This window comes from Herbaspirillum sp. SJZ107 (assembly GCF_006715485.1).
In the GTDB taxonomy this organism is placed as follows: Bacteria; Pseudomonadota; Gammaproteobacteria; order Burkholderiales; family Burkholderiaceae_D; genus Telluria.
In genome coordinates this window covers 582,929-603,000 of the sequence record NZ_VFNH01000004.1, presented here as the reverse complement: position 1 = coordinate 603,000, position 20,072 = coordinate 582,929, and the positions used below count along the sequence as shown (strand labels likewise).

The window sequence follows — 20,072 nt, the reverse complement described above, 5'->3', positions numbered from 1 at the left end:
TAAACTTCGAGTTACGTAAGACGGCGCACGGACGCGGGCGCGTCCGTGCGGCAAGCTGGCGAACGCACGGACACAGGAACCATGATGCGCGTATTACACGTTTGTACTGAAATCTATCCACTGCTGAAAACCGGGGGCCTCGCGGATGTGGCGGGCGCCCTGCCGGCCGCGCAGAGCAAGACCGGCTGCGATGCGCGCGTGCTGGTGCCGGGCTTTCCGGCCCTGCGCGCCGGCATCCTGAACCAGGAACTGGTGACCGAACTGGCGCCGGCCTTCGGCGCCGAGACGCTGCGCCTGTATCGCGGCACCCTGCCCGACAGCGGTGTCGCCGCCTACGTCATCGATGCCCCGAACCTGTACGACCGCCCGGGCAACCCGTATGCCGACGCCGGCAACCAGGCCTACCCCGACAATTTCCAGCGTTTCGCCCTGCTCGGCTGGATGGCGGCGCGCCTGGCCGAAGGCCTCGATCCGTCCTGGCAGCCGCAGGTCGTGCATGCGCACGACTGGCACGCCGGCCTGGCCCCGGCTTACCTGAAGGCTGCCGAACAGTCGACCGGCCGCAAGCTGGCCGCCAGCGTGCAGACCATCCACAACCTGGCTTACCAGGGCAATTTCCCCAGCCACGTATTCGGCTACCTGGGCTTGCCCGCCCATTTCTTCGACATCAACGGTGTCGAATTCCACGGCCAGGTCTCTTTCCTGAAAGCCGGGCTGTTCTTCGCGGACAAAATCTCGACGGTCAGCCCGACCTACGCGCGCGAAGTCCAGGACAGCGAACAGGGCTGCGGCCTGGATGGCCTGCTGCGCACCCGTTCCGCCGATCTCGCCGGCATCCTCAACGGTGTCGACGATGCGGTATGGAATCCGTCGACGGACCCGCTGATCGCCAGGCACTACGACCTGCGAAACGTCAGCGGTAAACGCGCGTGCAAGACGGCGCTGCAGCAGGAAGCGGGCCTCGCGGTGCAGGACGAGGCGCCGCTGTTCTGCGTCGTCAGCCGCCTGACCGAACAGAAGGGCCTGCACCTGGTACTGGCCGCCCTGCCCCTGATCGTCCAGCGCGGCGGCCAGATCATGCTGCTGGGCGCCGGCGATGCGCCGCTGGAAGCCGCCTTCCGCGCCGCCGCCACGGCCCATCCGCAGTCGGTGGCGGTGCGCATCGGCTACGACGAGCAGCTTGCGCACCGCCTGATCGCGGGCGCCGACGTGATCCTGGTGCCATCCCGTTTCGAACCCTGCGGGCTGACCCAGCTCTACGGGCTCAAGTACGGCACCCTGCCGCTGGTGCGCAAGGTTGGCGGACTGGCCGACACCGTGGTCGATGCCTCGATCGAGAACCTGGGCGAGGAACTGGCCACCGGTCTCGTCTTCGACAGCTTCGACGACGCCGGCATCCACGCCGCCCTGCGCCGCGCCTTCGCGCTGTATCAACGTGAAGCTGACTGGAAGCAGGTACAAGAACATGGCATGCGGCAACAATTTGGCTGGGATACAGCCGCGGCTCACTATCTCGCGCTTTACCGGCAAATCGCCACTGACCAATAACAAAATCACTGAACGCAACAGCAATGAATCTTACCGACCTTAATCAAGACGATCCATCCGGCGGCGTCGCCGACCTCAAGCGTTCAATCGCCAACAAACTGATGTACACGATGGGCAAGGATGCCTCGACCGCGCAGCCGCGCGACTGGCTGCATGCCTCCGCCCTGGCGGTACGCGACCGCCTGGTCGAGCGCCGCATGAAGACCGAGCGCGCCCAGTCCCAGCAGGATGCCAAGCGCGTGTACTACATGTCGATCGAATTCCTGATCGGCCGCACCTTCACCAACGCCCTGCTGGCGCTGGACATCCATGAAGACGTGCGCCAGGCACTGGCCGAGCTGGGCGTCGACCTCGAGGCGCTGCCCGACCTCGAGCCGGATGCCGCCCTCGGCAACGGCGGCCTGGGCCGCCTGGCCGCCTGCTTCCTCGATTCGATGGCCACGCTGGCCCTGTCCGGCGTCGGCTACGGCATCCGCTACGACTACGGCATGTTCAAGCAGCAGATCGTCGACGGCCGCCAGGTCGAACTGCCCGACTACTGGCTCGCTGGCGGCAATCCGTGGGAAATCGCGCGCCCGGACGTGCAGTACCGCGTGCGCTTCGGCGGCCGCATCGAACAACATGGCGACAAGGTCGAGTGGGTCGACACCCATGACGTGATGGCGCTGGCCTACGACACCATCGTGCCCGGCTACGCCACCGAAGCGACCAATCTGCTGCGCCTGTGGTCGGCCAAGGCCGACCAGGAATTCAACCTGTCCGCCTTCAACGGGGGCAATTACGTCGGTGCGGTCGAGGAAAAGAACGCGTCCGAAAACGTGTCGCGCGTGCTGTACCCGGACGACTCGACGCTGGCCGGGCGCGAACTGCGCGTGCGCCAGGAATACTTCTTCTGCGCCGCCAGCCTGCAGGACATCATCGGGCGCTTCCTGGAAAAGCACGACGATTTCGACCAGCTGCCGCAGCACGTCGCGATCCACCTGAACGACACCCACCCGGTGCTGGCGGTGCCCGAACTGATGCGCCTCCTGATCGACGACCACGGCATCGCCTTCCCGCGCGCCTGGGCGATCACGCAAAAGGTGTTCTCGTACACCAACCACACGCTGATGCAGGAAGCGCTGGAAACCTGGCCGGTGGACATGCTCGGCCACATCCTGCCGCGCCACCTGCAGATCATCTTCGACATCAACAAGATCTTCATCGACAGCATCACCGCCGAATTCGGCGCCGACGTCGAGCTGATGCGCCGCGTGTCGCTGATCGACGAGAACGGCGAGCGCCGCGTGCGCATGGGCTACCTGGCGGTCGTGGCCAGCCACAAGGTCAACGGCGTCTCGGCCCTGCACTCGGACCTGATGAAGCAATCGATCTTCGCCGACTTCGCGCGCCTGTTCCCGGACCGCTTCAACAACAAGACCAACGGCATTACGCCGCGCCGCTGGCTGTCGCAGGCCAACCCGTCGCTGTCCGCGCTGATCGACGAGCGCATCGGCCGCACCTGGCGCCGCCACCTCGACCAGATCTCGGACCTGCGCGAGGCCGCCGACGACCCGGTGTTCGCCCTGCACTTCCGCGCCGCCAAGCTGGTCAACAAGCAGCGCCTGGCCGGCTGGATCGCGGACAACCTCGGCATCGTGATCGACCCGACCTCGCTGTTCGACGTGCAGGTCAAGCGCATCCACGAATACAAGCGCCAGCTGCTCAACGTGCTGCACGTGATCACGCGCTACAACCGCATCCTGGCCAATCCGGATGCCGGCTGGGTGCCGCGCACCGTGATCTTCGCCGGCAAGGCGGCATCGGCCTATCACATGGCCAAGCAGATCATCAAGCTGATCAACGACGTCGCCACCACGATCAACAACGATCCGCGCGTCGGCGACAAGCTGAAAGTCGTGTTCATCCCGAACTACAGCGTCAGCCTGGCGGAGATCATCATGCCGGCGGCCGACCTGTCGGAGCAGATCTCGACCGCCGGCACCGAAGCCTCGGGCACCGGCAACATGAAGTTCGCCCTGAACGGCGCGCTGACCATCGGCACGCTGGATGGCGCCAACGTCGAGATGCGCGAACACATCGGCCCGGACAACATCTTCATCTTCGGGAACACCACCCCCGAGGTCGATGCCTTGCGTGCCCAGGGCTACCAGCCGGGCCGGATCGTCGAGCAGAATGCGGAACTGAAGCAGGTGCTCGAACAGATCCGCGACGGCGCCTTCTCGCCGGACGACAAGGGCCGCTTCTCCGGCATCTACGATGCGCTGGTCACCTGGGGCGACCATTACCTGCTGCTGGCCGACTACGCCAGCTATGTCGCCACCCAGGACGAGGTCGACGAACTCTATCGCCAGCCCGACGCCTGGACCCGCAAGGCGATCCTGAACGTGGCCGGCATGGGCACCTTCTCGTCCGACCGCGCGATCGGCGAATATGCCGACGAGATCTGGCAGGCGCAGCCGGTCAGCCTGGCGGAGCCGGAAGAGCGCCGCGGTACCGACCGCCGCGCCCAGGCGCAGCGCAGCACCGTGGCTTGATGTCCTACCCCGCCTTGACGGTGCCGTACCAGGCACCGTAAGGCGGCAGCTGTATCCTGCTGCGCGCACGGGTACTCGGCAAGCCATGGCCTTGCACGTCATCGGCGTGGCCCGCTTCGGGCCAGTCGAAGTCCACCGCCTCATTCGACAGGTTGAATGCAGCCAGCAGGGCTGGCTCGCCTTCCAGGTCGCGCCGCAATGCCAGCACCGCTTCGGGCGCATCGAAGAATGCGATGTCGCCGCGCACGAGCTGCGGCTGGCTACGGCGCCATGCGATAAAGCGCCGCGCAAAGTTCAGCGGCGAATCCTCGTTCTCTTCCTGCGCCGACACGGCCGCTTCGACATGCGGCGCCACCACGGGCAGCCATGGCGTGCCGGTCGTAAACCCTGCATTCGGCGCATCCGACGCCCACGGCATCGGCGTGCGGCAACCGTCGCGCCCCTTGAACTCGGGCCAGAAGGCGATGCCGTAGGGGTCCTGCAGCAGCTCATACGGCACATCCGCTTCCGTCAGCGCCAGCTCGTCGCCCTGGTACAGGCAAGGGGTGCCCTTCAGCGACAGCTGCATCGCCAGCACCAGCTTCGCCAGTGCCCGCGGCGGATCCTCGCCGCCCCAGCGCGTCATCACGCGCACGCTGTCGTGGTTCCCGACCGACCACGAGACCCAGCCGCCGCGCACGCGCGCCTCGAATTCCTCGACCTGGGAGCGGATGTGCGCCGCCGAAAAGTCCGGCGTCAGCAGGTTGAAGCTGTAGGCCATGTGCAGCTTGTCGCCGCCCGAGGTGTAGTCGGCCATCACCGCCAGCGAATCGTCGGCGCCCACTTCCCCGATCGAGATCGCGCCGTATTCGTCGAGCAGCTTCCTGATCTTCTGCAGGAAGGCCAGGTTCTCGGGCTGGGTCTTGTCGTAGCGGTGCGACTGCATGCCGTACGGGTTCACGTCGGTGGCCATCATGTTGTCGGCCCGGGTCGCCGGCGGATTGCTGCGCAGCTGGCGGTCGTGGAAATGGAAATTGCAGGCATCCATGCGCACGCCGTCGACGCCGCGCGCGAGCCAGAAGCGCAGCGCGTCGAGCTCGGCCTGCTGCACGTCCGGGTTGTGGAAGTTCAGGTCCGGCTGGCTGGTGAGGAAGTTGTGCAGGTAGTACTGGCGCCGCCGCGTATCCCACTGCCAGGCCGAGCCGCCGAACACCGACAGCCAGTTGTTGGGCGGATTCCCGTCCGGACGCGGGTCGGCCCAGACGTACCAGTCGGCCTTCGGGTTGTCGCGGCTGGCGCGGCTCTCGACAAACCACGGGTGGGCGTCGGAGGTGTGCGACATGACCTGGTCGATCATGATCTTCAGTTTGAGGCCGTGGGCTTTTTCGATGAGCTTGTCGAAGTCGTCCAGGGTGCCGAACAGCGGGTCGACGTCGCAATAGTCCGAGATGTCGTAGCCGAAATCCTTCATCGGCGACTTGAAGAACGGCGACAGCCAGACGATGTCCACGCCCAGGCTGGCGATGTAGTCGAGCTTATTCGTGATGCCCGGCAGGTCGCCGACGCCGTCGCCATCCGTGTCGAGGTAGCTACGCGGGTAGACCTGGTAGATGATGGCTTCGCGCCACCAGGGTGTGGAAATAGCGGATGGGGCGGTGGTCATGGCGGTGCCTTGTTGGTCTTGATGGAAAAATTATAATGGATGGCCAACATTCATCAGCGCCCGGGTCCGGCCGGCGTGCGCTGGCCCGTTTTCCGCCGAACGATAAAAAGCCGTCGATCGTTCACACGACGATCGACGGCATTTCAAAGACGGATTGGAATCAGGCGTGCGGCCAGGACACGGCGCCGGATTCCAGCGCCAGCAGGGAGGCTGCCAGCCGCTCGTCGAGGGCGCGTCCAATGGCAGCCGTACGCTTGGCCTCGTTGACGTTGAACAGGTCAGCCTTGTCGATCAGATACACCGCGAAACCGGTGGCGATCGCGGTCACCGCGCCAACCACGGCGGCCGCGCCTGCCTCGGCCACGACGCCCAGGCCCGGCACCAGCGCCAGCTGCTTGCTGACCACCTCCTCCAGCGCGAGACCACCGACCAGGATGGCCGTGCCGACCAGGATCTTCGACGCTTCGTGCATCGCTTCCTGTCTGGTCATGCCTTCGGGTTGCACCAGGAGCAGCTTCACCGCGCGCAGCAGCGACATCAGCCCCTCGCGGATCATGCGCCCGGCCCGCTGTGCAGTGGTCACGAAGGTATTGATGAGGGTCGTCGCGATGCTCGACAGCAGACCGGCGATGAAACCGTCGCGCATCCCGGCCAGGGCGTTTTTCCATTTGCCGGCAATACGCTCCCCGACACGGCGCAGGCGCACCCCGATTTCTGCCATGAAGGTCGCTTCGCTGCGGCCATTGCGGTACAGGTCTTTCACTTCCGCGAGCGCAGCGGCAAGGAACTCGACCACGACAACACCGATCGCCTGCTGCACGCCCATCCTGGCGCCCTCGGTGACGCCGGCCGTGGCCGCGGCGCGCACGAATTTGCCGCTGGTGTAGTAAGCGCGATTGACCTCGCCGTCGATCGCAGCCTGCGCCTTGCGTTCCTTGTCCAGCAAACGCTGGCCGTCGACTGTATCCTGCGCCTTGAGCTTCGCGTGTTCCTTGCGCTCCTTGTCGGTCCAGGATGCCTTGCGCGCGTCCAGTTCGGCGAGCCGCGCCTGCCGTACGCCTGTCTCGTGCGCCAGCCGATCGGACAGCTCGGCGGCGCGCAAGGTCCGCTTCTTGGAATTGACCGTGCGTGTGGTGGCCGTCAGGTTGTCCTCGACGTTGGCAAGGTTCGCCGTGTCGAGGCCAGCCAGGACACGGCCTGCATCGTCGTGGACATTCTTCGCGGCGACCACGTGGTCCAGGCTCGCCCCCAGCTGCGCATCGTTCTTGTGGTGCGCACCGATCGCCTGCCCGGTGTAGCTGTCGACCAGCGTACCGGCATCGCGTTGGCGCTTCATCGCCGCATTGGCGTCCTTGTACGTTTTGTGCGAGTGCGCCGCGGTGGTGTCGTATGCATCGCGGCCATCGAACCGTTGGCGTTCGCCGTCGGTGGCAAATACGCCCTGACGCACGTTATGGACCGTGTCGACGGCGCCGCCCTCGCGGTCGTAGGCGCTGGCCAGTTTGCCAAGGCCGAATGCGCCGGCGACGGTATGCAGGACCGCGCCCCGCATGTCGTTCAGCATGGCGTCGAAGCGTTGCTGGTGATGGCCATCAGCCAGTTCGGCCAGCAGTGCCCGGGCCTGCGCGCCGACATCGGCACCGTGTTCGGCCGCTTCCAGTTCGGCCAGGCTCGGCGCGTCGATGAACGCCTGGTCCAGGGATTGGGCCAGTGGGTGCTTTGCATCCAGTGCCGGCAGCGCGACCAGCCTGCTGCGCTTGGCGGCGGCTTGCTGCAGCTGGCGGCGCTGCTGGAATCGAGCGACTGCATCGTTCATGCCAGTCTCCTCACGCGGCGCGGCACGCGGCCCATGCTGCTTCCAGGCCGTGTTCGCGGTCGTCGTCGACCAGGGTGGCAGCCAAGGCGACCATGTCTTCGAACAACGCCTCCTTGCCGGGTGCAAGCTTGCTCGCACGCGCTTTGGCCGTCGCCAGGTTCGGCCGTGCCCCGTCGACTTTCATGACAGCCTTGTGCAACTTTGCCGGCAGCGCGCCGTGGCTCATGCCGAACACGATTTCCTTGATCGTCGTGACATTCGCCGCGTGGGCGGCGTCGCAGCGCGCCAGGCAAGCGATACCGACCGTGTACAGGGCAAGATTCAGGTCGTCGTAGGCGGCGCGCTGCTCGGCAGTCCGCTTCAGGGCCTCCATCCTGACGGCGTACTCCGCCTTGACTTCGTTACGGCCCTCCTCGCGCGCTTTGCTCTTTGCCTTTTCGATGTCCTGCTCCTGCTTGCGCCGGGCGCTATCGCCGTAGTTTTCGGCGTACCAGTCTACTGTGGCTGCTGCCAGCCTAAGCATGGGAAACAAACCCAACAGGGGACCGCCTACGGTGGCGACTCCCAACGCGGCGGCTGCATTCAGGTATTTCTTGTTCATGGCAGTGGCATCGGCCCTCAAAAGTTGTACAGCGAACGAGCCGAAAGTTTATAACATTTCACTAAAAATTTCCTATAGGATTTTTCCATGAAGAAATTTATCGGGACCGTTAGTCATTTCCTTATCGTCAAACAATCACGCAATACCTTTCAGAACCCTTCAACACAGGCCTGCGAGCACGATGCACGAGCACGATATGAGGCATTGTCTGACACGTGCGGAGCGCAACTGGATTTAGTGTTAGATTGTCATTACAACTTAAACCATTCATCGCTCATCTACCATGAAAACGTTTCACTGCGACAAGTGTTCAAACCAAATATTTTTTGAAAACACGCTCTGCTTCCATTGCAACAGCACGCTCGGCTATCAGACGGCGACGCGCAGCATCAACGCCTTCGCAGAGGCCGAAAATGGCTTGTGGCGCAGCCTGCACCGCAGGGACGAGGGCAAGCTCTATAAAAAGTGCCAGAATTATGTCGAACACAATGTTTGCAACTGGATGCTGCCTGCCGACGACGAACACGATCTGTGCGAGTCGTGCCAGCTGACCGTCGTGATTCCGGCGTTGACGTCGGAAAAAAACCACATCCTCTGGTCGCGCCTCGAAGCGGCCAAGCGCCGTCTGCTGTTTTCGCTGGCAACGCTCAACCTGACCCCGGCGTCGAAAGAAACCGAGCCTGAAACCGGCCTCGCCTTCCAGTTCCTGGAAGACGGCGTATCGGATCAGCACGTCATGACCGGCCACGACAACGGCCTGATTACCCTGAACATTGCCGAAGCCGATCCGGCCGAGCGTGAACGCACGCGCGAACAGATGCACGAGCGTTATCGCACGCTGCTGGGACACTTCCGCCACGAAAGCGGGCACTACTATTTCGACCGGTTGGTCGCCGACAGCGAGTGGATCGACGAATACCGTGCCCTGTTCGGCGACGAGCGCCAGGATTACGGCGAGGCCCTGAAACATCACTATAACGAAGGCCCGCCTGCCGACTGGGCGTCGCGCTTCGTGAGTACCTACGCCAGTTCGCACCCATGGGAAGACTGGGCCGAGACCTGGGCCCATTACCTGCACATGCTCGATACGCTGGAAACGGCGAACGCCTGCGGCCTGTCGCTCCATCCGGTCAAGGCCGACGAGCCGGAGATCGAAAAGATCACCCTGCCCAGCAAGACGGATGACTTCGACGACATCCAGCGCGACTGGTTCGCGCTGACCTACGTGCTCAACAGCCTGAACCGCAGCATCGGGATGCCGGACTCGTACCCGTTCACGCTCAGCACGCCGGTGCTGGAGAAGCTCGGATTCGTGCACAAGGTGGTGCGCGCGCAGATCAAGGCGCCGGTGGCGGTGCCGGGCCTGGTCCAGCCATAAAAAAACGGCGCCCCGGCCATGCAGCCGGGGCGCCGCCATCTGTTACGCCGGGCGTTCAACCCGTCTGCGTCTGCGTTTGCGTCTGGGTTTGCGTCTGGCTCTGGGTCTGCGTCTGGCCCTGCACCGGCGCCGGCGCTTCCTCCGGCAGTTCCGGCGCCACCGGCAGCAGGAAATCGCGGCCGATGCCGTTGCCCAGTTCCGCAATCGACGCCAGGAAGCGCGTCAGGTAGGGGTGCAGGCCTTCTTGCAGGATGTCGCCGATCTGCGCCGTTTGCAGCTCGCCGTACAGCTTTTCGGCCAGGCGCTCGGTGTCCGCTGACAAGTCATTGCGCACTTCCTGCAGGTTGGCGACGACGGCGCACATGCAGGCGATCAGCGAACGCGGCATCTTCGGCTGCAGGATCAGGAGCTCGGCCACCCGGTTCAGGGTAATGGCGTCGCGGTACACCTTGCGGTAGGTCTCGAAGGCGGACACCGAACGCAGCAAGGCGGCCAGGTAATAGAATTCGACCTGCGCATCGGCCCGGATCGCGTCGGCATCCAGGAAGCGGAACTTGACGTCGAGGATGCGTGCCGTGTTGTCGGCCCGTTCCAGGAAGGTGCCGAGGCGGATAAAGTTGAAGGCCTCGTCCTGGAACATGGTGCCCAGCGTGACCCCGCGCGACATGTGCGAGCGGTACTTCACCCACTCCAGGAACTTGCCCGGATGGGTTTCGAACATGCGGCTCTTGAGGTGCTGCTGCAGCGTCAGCCAGGTGGTGTTCTTGGTTTCCCAGACTTCCGTGGTCAGGCTGCCGCGCACGGCCCGTGCATTCTCGCGCGCGGCGCGCAGGCAGCTGGCGATCGAGGACGGATTGTCCGGGTCGCGCACCATGAAGTCGATCACCTCTTTCTGGCTCAGCGTGCTGTATTTGGCATCGAACTGCGACTGGAGCTCGGACACGCCCAGCATCGTGCGCCAGCCCTGCTGCTCGGCGAGCTCGGATTGCGGCATCAGCGAGTACTGGACGCGCACGTCGAGCATGCGCGCGGTGTTCTCGGCCCGTTCGGTATAACGGGCCATCCAGTACAAATGATCTGCGGTACGGCTCAACATACTAATTCTCCAATATCCAGGTATCTTTGGTGCCGCCGCCCTGCGACGAATTCACCACCAGCGAGCCTTCCTTCAGGGCCACGCGCGTCAGGCCGCCCGGGACCATGGTCACGTTCTTGCCGGACAGGACGAAGGGGCGCAGGTCGATATGGCGCGGGGCGATGCCCGATTCGACGAAGGTGGGGCAAGCCGACAGGGCCAGCGTGGGCTGGGCGATATAGCCTTCCGGCTTGGCCAGCAAGCGCTGGCGGAAGGCTTCGATCTCGGCCTTGGTCGACGCCGGCCCGATCAGCATGCCGTAGCCGCCGGCGCCGTGCACTTCCTTGACCACCAGCTCGGACAGGTTGTCGAGGGTGTACTGCAGCTCGTCCTTTTTGCGGCACTGGTAAGTCGGCACGTTGTTCAGGATCGGCTTTTCGCCCAGGTAGAACTCGATCATGTCGGGCACGAACGGGTAGATCGACTTGTCGTCGGCAACCCCGGTGCCGATCGCGTTCGCCAGGCCGACCCGGCCGGCGCGTACGGCGTCGAGCAGGCCCGGCACGCCGAGGGTCGATTCCGGACGGAAGGCGCGCGGGTCCAGGTAATCGTCGTCGATGCGGCGGTAGATGACGTCGACGCGCTGCGGTCCGCGCGTGGAACGCATCCAGACGGTGTTGTCGCGCACGTACAGGTCCTGCCCCTGCACCAGCGCCACGCCCATCTGCTGGGCCAGGAAGGCGTGCTCGAAGTAGGCCGAGTTGTACATGCCCGGCGTGAGCACGACCACGGTGGGGTCGTCGACGCCAGGGGGCGCCACGCTGCGCAGGTTGTCGAGCAGCAGGTCGGGATAGTGGTCGACCGGGGCCACGCGGTTGCGCGCGAACAGGTCGGGGAACAGGCGCATCATCATCTTGCGGTTTTCCAGCATGTACGAGACGCCGGACGGCACGCGCAGGTTGTCTTCGAGTACGTAGAACTCGCCCTCGCCTGCACGCACGATGTCGACCCCGGCAATGTGCGCGTAGATGTCCGAAGGAAGCTTGACGCCCTGCATGGCGGGGCGGTACTGGGCGTTGTTCAGCACCTGCTCGCGCGGGATCACACCGGCCTTCAGGATCGCCTGGTCGTGGTAGACGTCGTGCAGGAAGAGGTTCAGCGCTGTCACGCGCTGCACCAGGCCAGCCTGCAGCCGGCTCCACTCGGCGGCATTGATCACGCGCGGAATGATATCGAACGGGATCAGGCGCTCCTTGCCCGCGTTGTCGCCATACACCGCGAACGTGATCCCGACGCGCTGGAAATTCAGCTCGGCTTCCGCTCTTTTTTGTTCGATCACTTGCGGCGCCTGTTGCGCCAGCCACTCGGCGAACGCGGTGTAATGAGGCCGCACGGTCGCCGTCGTGGAATACATCTCATCGTAAAAATTCGGCATCGTCTCCTCCTATGCCGGGATAGTAACAAGAAACGTCCCAAAACTATGATACGAATGGCAATTCAATCGGATCGCGGATAAACATGATTAAATAGTCAGTATTACGAACATTCAACGTCGAACGCGTCCACATCGAAAGGCAGCCCCGCATGGCAATCCGTATCGCGCTCCACCACAAGACCAGTTACCGTTACGACCGGCCGGTCGCCCTGTCGCCGCATGAAGTGCGCCTGCGGCCGGCGCCCCATGCGCGCACGCCGATCCTGTCGTATTCGCTGAAGGTCGAGCCGGAGACGCATTTCATCAACTGGCAGCAAGACCCTTACGGTAATTACATCGGCCGTTTTGTATTCCCGGAGAAAGCGGACAAGCTCGAGTTCACGGTCGACCTGGTGGCGGACATGACCGTCATCAATCCATTCGATTTCTTCATCGAGAGCTATGCCGAAAAATTTCCGTTCGCGTATCCGGAGCAGCTGAAGACCGAACTGGGCGCCTATCTGCACAAGGACCCGGCGGGGCCGCTCCTGACCGAATTCGTGGCGGCCGTCCGGCGCGAGCTGCTGGCCGATCCGATGTCGACGATCGACTTCCTGGTGGCCATCAACCAGCGCCTGCAAGGCCGCATCGGCTACCTGCTGCGGATGGAACCCGGCGTCCAGACGCCGGAAGACACCCTGCAGCTGTGCTCCGGCTCCTGCCGCGACAGCGGCTGGCTGCTGGTGCACATCCTGCGCGAGCTGGGTTTGGCGGCGCGTTTCGTGTCCGGCTACCTGATCCAGCTGCGCGCCGACCAGGAGGCGCTGGACGGACCCAGTGGCCCCGCCGAAGACTTCACCGACCTGCACGCATGGACCGAGGTGTACATTCCCGGCGCCGGCTGGATCGGGCTCGATCCCACTTCAGGCATGATGGCCGGCGAAGGCCATATTCCGCTCGCCTGCACGGCGATGCCGTCATCGGCGGCGCCGGTCAGCGGCTTCACCGACCCGGCCGAGGTCGAATTCTTCCACGAAATGACCGTCACCCGCATCCACGAGGACCCGCGCGTGACCAAGCCGTACTCGGAAGCGGACTGGCAGAAAATCGACCAGCTGGGCCAGCAGGTCGATGCCGACCTGAAACGCCAGGACGTGCGCCTGACCCAGGGCGGTGAACCCACCTTCGTCTCGATCGACGACATGGACGGGGCCGAATGGAACACCCTCGCACATGGCGACAAGAAGCGCGAACTGGCGGGCCAGCTGATGCACCGGCTGAAGAACCACTTTGCGCCGGGCGGCATGCTGCACTACGGCCAGGGCAAATGGTATCCAGGCGAACCGTTGCCGCGCTGGGCGCTGAATATCTACTGGCGCGTCGACGGCCAGCCCATGTGGTTCGATCCAAGCCTGTTCTCGGACGAAGACGTGGACGACGGCTACGGCAGCGACGAAGCCGGACGCTTCATCGCGGAACTGGTCAAGTCGCTCGGTCTGCCTGCCGGCAGTGCCATCCCGGCGTATGAAGACGTGCTGCTGCAGTCCCAGCGCGAGCAGGCGCTGCCGCGCAACATCGACCCCTTGCAGGCCGACCTGAAGGCGCCGGAAGAGCGGCGCCGGCTGGCGCGCCTGCTGGAGCGTGGCCTGGGACAGGTGGCCGGCTACGTGCTGCCCCTGAAGGCCAGGGAGTACGATCCGGCCGTCATGCTCGGCACCACCTGGCAAACCTCTGCCTGGCCGATCCGGCGCGAGCACCTGTACCTGATCGAGGGCGACTCGCCGATCGGCTTGCGGCTGCCGTTGGCCACGCTGCCGTGGGTGCTGCCGGAAGAGCGCGAGGTCGAGTTCGATGTCGATCCGTTTGCGCCGCGCGGCGCGCTGGCGGTCGAGAAAAAGGACAAGCGGCCAATCCTGGCCCTCTCTGCCGGCAAATCCGCAGACAGAGCAGCGGACAGGACAGCGGACAAATCCGCCCACAAGCCGGGCAACAGATCGGCGCACAAGACCGCCAAGCCAGCCGCACCGGCCCAACCGGCCGACCCGAGCGCGCGCGAGGTCATCCATACCGCGCTGTGCGTCGAAGTACGCGCCGGCCGCCTGTACATCTTCATGCCGCCCCTGAAGCGGATCGAGGATTACCTGGCACTGGTCACGGCAGTCGAGAACACCGCCGCCAGGCTGAAAATGAAGCTGCGCATCGAAGGCTATGCGCCGCCGCGCGACCCGCGCATCAAGCTGCTCAGCGTCACGCCCGACCCTGGCGTGATCGAGGTCAACATCCATCCGGCCGCCAGCTGGAATGAACTGGTCTACAACATGTCGACCCTGTACCAGGAAGCGCGCCTGACCCGCCTGGGCACCGAGAAATTCATGTACGACGGGCGCCACACCGGCACCGGCGGCGGCAACCACGCTACCCTGGGCGGCGCTACCGCCGAAGACAGCCCGATGCTGCGCCGGCCGGACCTGCTGAAAAGTCTGATCACCTACTGGCAGGTGCACCCGGCCCTGTCCTACCTGTTCTCGGGCACCTTCATTGGCCCGACCAGCCAGGCGCCGCGGGTGGACGAAGCGCGCGACGACAACCTGTACGAGCTGGCGATCGCATTCCAGCAAATGGACAAGGTGCTGCCGACCCTGCACCCTGGCGACAAGCCATGGATGGTGGACCGCCTGCTGCGCAATCTGCTGGTCGACCTGACCGGCAATACGCACCGCTCGGAATTCTCGATCGACAAGCTGTATTCGCCCGACGGCCCGACCGGCCGCCTCGGCCTGGTCGAATTCCGCGCCTTCGAGATGCCGCCGCATGAACGCATGAGCCTGCTGCAGATGCTGCTGCTGCGCGCCCTGGTGGCGCGCTTCTGGCAGCAGCCCTTCCAGGCCAAGCTGGTGCACTGGGGTACCGCCCTGCACGACCGCTGGATGCTGCCGCATTTCGTCGCCCAGGATATCCGCGACGTCGCCCGCGACCTGCGCGCGGCCGGCTACGCCTTCGAAGACCACTGGTTCGATCCCTTCATCGAATTCCGCTTCCCGCGCTTCGGCACCGTCGTCTACGAAGGCGTCGAGATGGAGCTGCGCCAGGCGATCGAGCCCTGGAACGTGCTCGGCGAGGAAGTGGGCGCCGGGGGCACGGCGCGCTATGTCGATTCGTCGGTGGAGCGGATGCAGCTGCGGGTGCGCGGCCTGACCGACGGCCGCCACGTGGTCACCTGCAACGGACGCCCGCTGCCGCTGCATCCGACCGGTATCCCGGGCGAATACGTGGCCGGCGTGCGCTTCCGCGCCTGGAGCCCGTGGTCGGCCCTGCACCCGAGCATCGGGGTGCAGGCGCCGCTGGTGTTCGACCTGGTCGACACCTGGAGCGGGCGCGCGATCGGCGGCTGCACCTACCATGTGGCGCACCCCGGCGGACGCAACGAGACGGGTGCGCCGGTGAATGCCAACGCCGCCGAGGCACGCCGTGTCGCGCGCTTCTGGCCGCACGGCCACACGCCGGGACCCATGACGGTACGCAAGGAGGAGCTCAACCCCGGCTTCCCGATGACGCTCGACCTGCGCTGGCAGCCGGACTGACCGGTTATGATGTTCCACTTCTACCGCAGCCGCAGCCGCGCCCATGCCGAATCGACTACTTGACCACTATCTGGGCGCACCGGATGGTTTTGATGAAATGCTCGACGCGGCCGGGGTGCCGCGCGCGCACTGGCGCGCCCTGCTCGCCAGCCTGGAAAACGAAGCGCCGGACCTGATGCGCCAGCGCCGCGAAGCGGTGCAGCGCCAGGTGCGCGAAAACGGCATCACCTACAACGTCCAGGGCGACGCCGGCGGCCGGCAACGGCCATGGGACCTGAACCCGCTGCCGCTGATCCTGCCGCACGAGGAATGGAGCGCGATCGAAGCGGCCGTGGTCCAGCGCGCCACGCTGCTCAACAAGATCCTGTGCGACGTCTACGGCAACGAGGACCTGCTGCGCGAAGGCCTGCTGCCGCCGGCGCTGGTGCACGGCAATGGCGGTTTCCTGCGCCCCTGCCACGGCATGCGGCACCATGACGACATCGCCCTGCATTTCTATGCGGTCGACCTGGCGCGCGCGTCCGACGGCCGCTGGTGGGTGATCGCCGACCGCACCCAGGCGCCCTCGGGCGCCGGCTATGCGCTGGAAAACCGCGCCATCATGACGCCCATCTTCCCCGACCTGCTGCGCCACCTGAAGGTGCGCTCGCCGGCGGCGTTCTTCCGCAGCATGCACGAGAGCCTGGTGCACTGGGGCCGCCTGTGCGCAGCCGAGGGCGACGCACCGGCGCCGCTGCGCGAAGGCGAAATGCCGCTGATCGTGCTGCTGACCCCGGGCCCGGCCGCCGAAACCTATTATGAACAGGCCTACCTGGCGCGCTATCTCGGCTTGCCGCTGGTCGAGGGCGACGACCTTACCGTGCGCGACGGCGTGGTCTACCTGAAGACCCTGGACGGCCTGCACCGGGTCCACGTGGTCATGCGCCGGGTCGACGATGCGGCCTGCGATCCGCTGGAGCTGCAGAACACGCTCCAGGACGCCCTGCTGGGCGTGCCGGGGCTGACCCAGGCCGCCCGGCGCGGCAATGTGCTGGTCGCCAACAGCCTCGGTTCGAGCCTGCTCGACTCGGGCGCCCTGCTCGGCTTCCTGCCGGCGCTGTCGAAGCGGCTGCTGGGCGAACCGCTGAAGATGCCCTCGGTGGCGACCTGGTGGTGCGGCGAGCCGGCCGCGCTGGAAGCCGTGATCGCCGGGCTCGACCGGCTGGTGATCAAGCCGGCCTTTCCCCATCTGCCGCCGTTCGCGGTGTTCGGCCAGGACCTGGACGACGCCGGGCGCGCCGGCTTCATCGCCAGGCTGCGCGCCAATCCGGACAACTACGTGGCCCAGGAAGTGGTGCGGCTGTCGCTGGCGCCGGTGTGGACCGACGGCGCGGCGCCGGGCGCCTCGCCCAGCCTGAGGCCGCGCGCCGTCGGCCTGCGCGTGTATGCCTGCGCCACCCCGAAAGGCTACGTGGTGATGCCCGGCGGCCTGACCCGCGTCGCCACCGGGCCGGATGCGCGCGTGCTGACGATCCAGAAGGGCGGCGCCAGCAAGGACACCTGGGTACAGGCGCGCGCCCGCGCCGAGCCGCACCGCATGCACAAACGCCGCGTGCGCGGTGAAGACCTGGTGCGCGAAGACACCAGCCTGTCCAGCCGCACGGCGGAAAACCTGCTGTGGTTCGGGCGCCATGCGGAACGCTGCGACAATATCGGCCGCCTGCTGCGCGTCGCCCTGAATATCCTGTTCAACGTGCGCGTCGACGAGCGCGGCGCCGAATGGCCGACCGTCGAGGCGCTGTGCATCTGGTTCCAGCTGATCGACGTGCAGACCATCATGCCGGCGCCGGGCGTGCGCCGCGCCGGCATCTTCACCGATGCCGCGATCGAAGCGGCCCTGCTGCAGGCGGTGGTCTCGCCGGCGGTCCCGGGACTGGCGCGCCAGCAGCAGGAGCTGCACCGGCTCGCGGACCAGCTGCACGAACGCTTCTCGGCCGACAACTGGCGCGCCCTGAGCCGGATGGCGCAACCGGCCGCCGTCAGCGGCGAGCGGCCGTCGCAGTCGGAAGTGATGACCATCCTGGACGAAGCAGCTACTGCACTGATGACGCTGGCCGGCTTCGCCCTCGACGGCATGACGCGCGACCTCGGCTGGCGCTTCATGTCGCTCGGGCGCCGCCTGGAGCGGCTGCAATTCCAGAGCCTGGTGCTGCAGCGTGCGCTGGCCATGGACGAGAACGGCAACCTCGACTGGCTGCTGGAGCTGTCCGACAGCAGCATCACCTATCGCGTGCGTTACCGGACCCAGCCCGAATGGCTGCCGGTGCTCGACCTGCTGCTGTGCGACGAGACCAATCCGCGCTCGGTGCTGTTCCAGATCAACGGCATCCTGGGCACCCTCGACAAGATCGCGCACACCCATGGCCCCTGCGGCGCCCACCTGCTGCTGCCCCTGAAGCAGGAACTGGTCGCGCTGCGGCCGGACGCCGACCTGAACCATGGGAATGCGATGCTGACCGACCTGTTGACCCGGATCGAGTCCGCCAGCGCGGCTTTGTACGAACAGCTCGGCATCCAGTTCTTCAATTACGGCGGCAGCAAGGGCGTGGAAAGGAAGCGCGCATGAACGATCCGAGGCCGGGCGCCGACGTGTGCGCGCGCTACCGCGTGGTGCATGAAACGCGCTATACCTACCAGAGCACGGTCAGCCTGTCGCAGCAATACCTGCACATGACGCCGCGTTCGTTTGCGTTCCAGGAGACTGAATCGCACCTGATCTGGCTCGACCCGCCCGTCAGCGACAGCCAGGACGGCGTCGATTACTTCGGCAACCACACCCGCCATGTGGCGCTCACCCAGCCGCACGACAGCCTGCTGGTGCATGCCGAGTCGACGGTCGCGCTGCGCCCGCGCCCCGCCCTGGCGCAGATCGCCGGGACGCTGCCCTGGGAAAGCGTGCGCGACATGATGGGAAAGGAAAAAAGCGCCGCCACGCTGGAGGCGTGCCGCTACCTGTACACGTCGCCGCACGTCACCGTGTTCCCCGAGCTGGAAGCGTATGCACGCCACAGCTACACGCCCGGCAGGCCGCAACTCGACGCGGCGCTCGACCTGACCCAGCGGATCTTCGACGATTTCGAATTCGACAGCAAGGCCACCGAGATCTCGACGCCGCTCGAACAGGTGCTGCGCAACCGCCGCGGCGTCTGCCAGGACTTCGCCCAGCTCATGATCGGCTGCCTGCGCAGCATCGGCCTGCCGGCGCGCTACATGAGCGGCTACATCCTGACCCACCCGCCGCCCGGCAAGCCGCGCCTGGTCGGCGCCGACGCGTCGCATGCCTGGGTGTCGGTGTTCTGCCCGGCGCTGGGATGGGTCGACTTCGATCCGACCAACCGTTGCCTGGTGCAGCACGAACACATCACGCTGGGCTGGGGCCGCGACTTCAGCGACGTCACCCCGATGCGCGGCGTGGTGCTCGGCGGCGGCATGCAGACGCTGGCCGTGGAAGTCACGGTGACGCCGCTGCCGCTGTCGGGCGAAGCTTGAAGCGCGCTACAGGCGCGCCAGCAGCTCCGTCTTCTTGGCGTTGAATTCCGCTTCGGTCAGGATATTCCGGCTGCGCAGTTCGGCGAGCCTGTCGATCATCGCGAAGATGTCCATGCCGGCCGCATTGACGGCATTCGCAGGCTGCGCTGCCGCGGCGGACGGTGCGGGCGCCGGCGACGCCGCTGACGGTGGCGACGCTACTGGCGCTGGCGATACTGCCGGCGCTGGCGATGCTGCCGGCGCTGCCTGGCTTGGTGGCACCGCCGGCGCGGCGCCGTCGACCGACACCACGGGGAGCTTCGCCACGTCGATCAGGCCGTGCTGGCTGGTGAAGCCGAGCGAGCCGCCAAGCGACTGTTGCTGCGAAAAGCCGCCGATCCGGTGATCCTGGGTGTCGTAGACCGTGACCTTGCCGTTGACGTCGATCGCCAAACGGCGGGCCTGGGCGAAATAGGCGTAGCGCACGCCGTTCTGGGCGCCGGTGCTGTCGGGGCGGCCCAGGCCAGGTCCCCACCAGTCGGCCGCGCCGCCCGGCGCGGGTGCGACGAACAGGCTGGCGCCGCTGCCGGCCGCCGCCTGGTGCCACGCCACGTCATCCCGGCCGGCGCCATGGCTGGCCTGCTGCTGGCCGCCCTGCTGCTGCGACTGGAAACTGCCGCTCCCGAGCAGGTCGGGCTGGGTTGCCACCAGTTGCGCCAGTTCGGCGCACAGCTTGTCGATGCTGGCCTTGAGGGAGTTGTTGAACATGTCCGACACCATGGTCATGCCGCCGCTCATCCATTGGCCCGAGCCCGAGAACTCCGGATGGTTGAACTGGGCCATCCGGCCGTTGCCGTTGATGACGGCTTGCAGCATCCCGAGGACCGCCTCGGTGCTGTAGCCGTAGCGCTTGGCGATGTCGTCGATGAGCTGCTGTCCGGCGGGAGAAAGTTGCCGCATATTAGTTTCCTGA

Annotated in this window: 12 protein-coding genes; 6 read left to right on the top strand and 6 right to left on the bottom strand. The window is 65.8% G+C overall.

Annotated elements, in window-relative coordinates; genetic code table 11:
* Positions 1-84 precede the first annotated feature (84 nt).
* Positions 85-1,548, top strand: a complete 1,464-nt coding sequence (glgA, locus tag FBX97_RS25530) for a glycogen synthase GlgA (protein ID WP_141838157.1) — start codon at positions 85-87, stop codon at positions 1,546-1,548.
* A 23-nt stretch (positions 1,549-1,571) separates the two neighbouring features.
* Positions 1,572-4,085, top strand: coding sequence for a glycogen/starch/alpha-glucan phosphorylase (locus FBX97_RS25525; protein WP_141838005.1), 2,514 nt, complete (start codon positions 1,572-1,574; stop codon positions 4,083-4,085).
* Between the two features lie 4 nt (positions 4,086-4,089).
* On the opposite strand, the gene FBX97_RS25520 is transcribed toward FBX97_RS25525, so the two are convergent.
* From FBX97_RS25520 to FBX97_RS25510, 3 genes are all read right to left on the bottom strand, one after another.
* Positions 4,090-5,727 carry an alpha-amylase family glycosyl hydrolase gene (locus tag FBX97_RS25520; RefSeq protein WP_141838002.1) on the bottom strand — a complete coding sequence of 546 codons (1,638 nt, stop codon included), beginning with the start codon at positions 5,725-5,727 and terminating at the stop codon, positions 4,090-4,092.
* Between the two features lie 160 nt (positions 5,728-5,887).
* Entirely contained in the window at positions 5,888-7,543 is a 1,656-nt protein-coding gene (locus FBX97_RS25515; protein WP_141838000.1) for a hypothetical protein, read from the bottom strand.
* 10 nt (positions 7,544-7,553) lie between these two features.
* Positions 7,554-8,144: a hypothetical protein gene (locus FBX97_RS25510; protein ID WP_141837998.1), complete on the bottom strand. Its 591-nt coding sequence runs from the start codon at positions 8,142-8,144 to the stop codon at positions 7,554-7,556.
* Positions 8,145-8,427: 283 nt separating this feature from the next.
* On the opposite strand from FBX97_RS25510, the gene FBX97_RS25505 reads away from it, so the two are divergent.
* The gene (locus FBX97_RS25505) at positions 8,428-9,522 is read left to right on the top strand and encodes a putative zinc-binding metallopeptidase (protein WP_141837996.1); all 1,095 of its coding nucleotides are present in this window, start codon (positions 8,428-8,430) and stop codon (positions 9,520-9,522) included.
* Positions 9,523-9,577: 55 nt separating this feature from the next.
* On the opposite strand, the gene FBX97_RS25500 is transcribed toward FBX97_RS25505, so the two are convergent.
* On the bottom strand, positions 9,578-10,618 hold the full coding sequence (locus tag FBX97_RS25500) for an alpha-E domain-containing protein (RefSeq protein WP_141837994.1): 1,041 nt from the start codon (positions 10,616-10,618) through the stop codon (positions 9,578-9,580).
* A gap of 1 nt (position 10,619) precedes the next feature.
* The gene (locus tag FBX97_RS25495; RefSeq protein ID WP_141837993.1) at positions 10,620-12,032 is read right to left on the bottom strand and encodes a circularly permuted type 2 ATP-grasp protein; all 1,413 of its coding nucleotides are present in this window, start codon (positions 12,030-12,032) and stop codon (positions 10,620-10,622) included.
* A gap of 149 nt (positions 12,033-12,181) precedes the next feature.
* Between FBX97_RS25495 and FBX97_RS25490 the strand changes: the two genes are divergently transcribed.
* The 3 genes from FBX97_RS25490 to FBX97_RS25480 are packed head-to-tail and all read left to right on the top strand — an operon-like array spanning position 12,182 to position 19,120.
* Positions 12,182-15,592 (top strand): DUF2126 domain-containing protein, encoded by a 3,411-nt coding sequence (locus FBX97_RS25490; RefSeq protein WP_141837991.1) that lies wholly within the window; start codon positions 12,182-12,184, stop codon positions 15,590-15,592.
* 43 nt (positions 15,593-15,635) lie between these two features.
* The gene (locus FBX97_RS25485; RefSeq protein ID WP_141837989.1) at positions 15,636-18,197 is read left to right on the top strand and encodes a circularly permuted type 2 ATP-grasp protein; all 2,562 of its coding nucleotides are present in this window, start codon (positions 15,636-15,638) and stop codon (positions 18,195-18,197) included.
* On the top strand, positions 18,194-19,120 hold the full coding sequence (locus tag FBX97_RS25480; RefSeq protein WP_141837987.1) for a transglutaminase family protein: 927 nt from the start codon (positions 18,194-18,196) through the stop codon (positions 19,118-19,120). The genes FBX97_RS25485 and FBX97_RS25480 overlap by 4 nt, the downstream gene beginning before the upstream one ends.
* A 6-nt stretch (positions 19,121-19,126) precedes the next feature.
* On the opposite strand, the gene FBX97_RS25475 is transcribed toward FBX97_RS25480, so the two are convergent.
* Positions 19,127-20,059 (bottom strand): SHOCT domain-containing protein, encoded by a 933-nt coding sequence (locus FBX97_RS25475; protein WP_141837985.1) that lies wholly within the window; start codon positions 20,057-20,059, stop codon positions 19,127-19,129.
* Positions 20,060-20,072 lie beyond the last annotated feature (13 nt).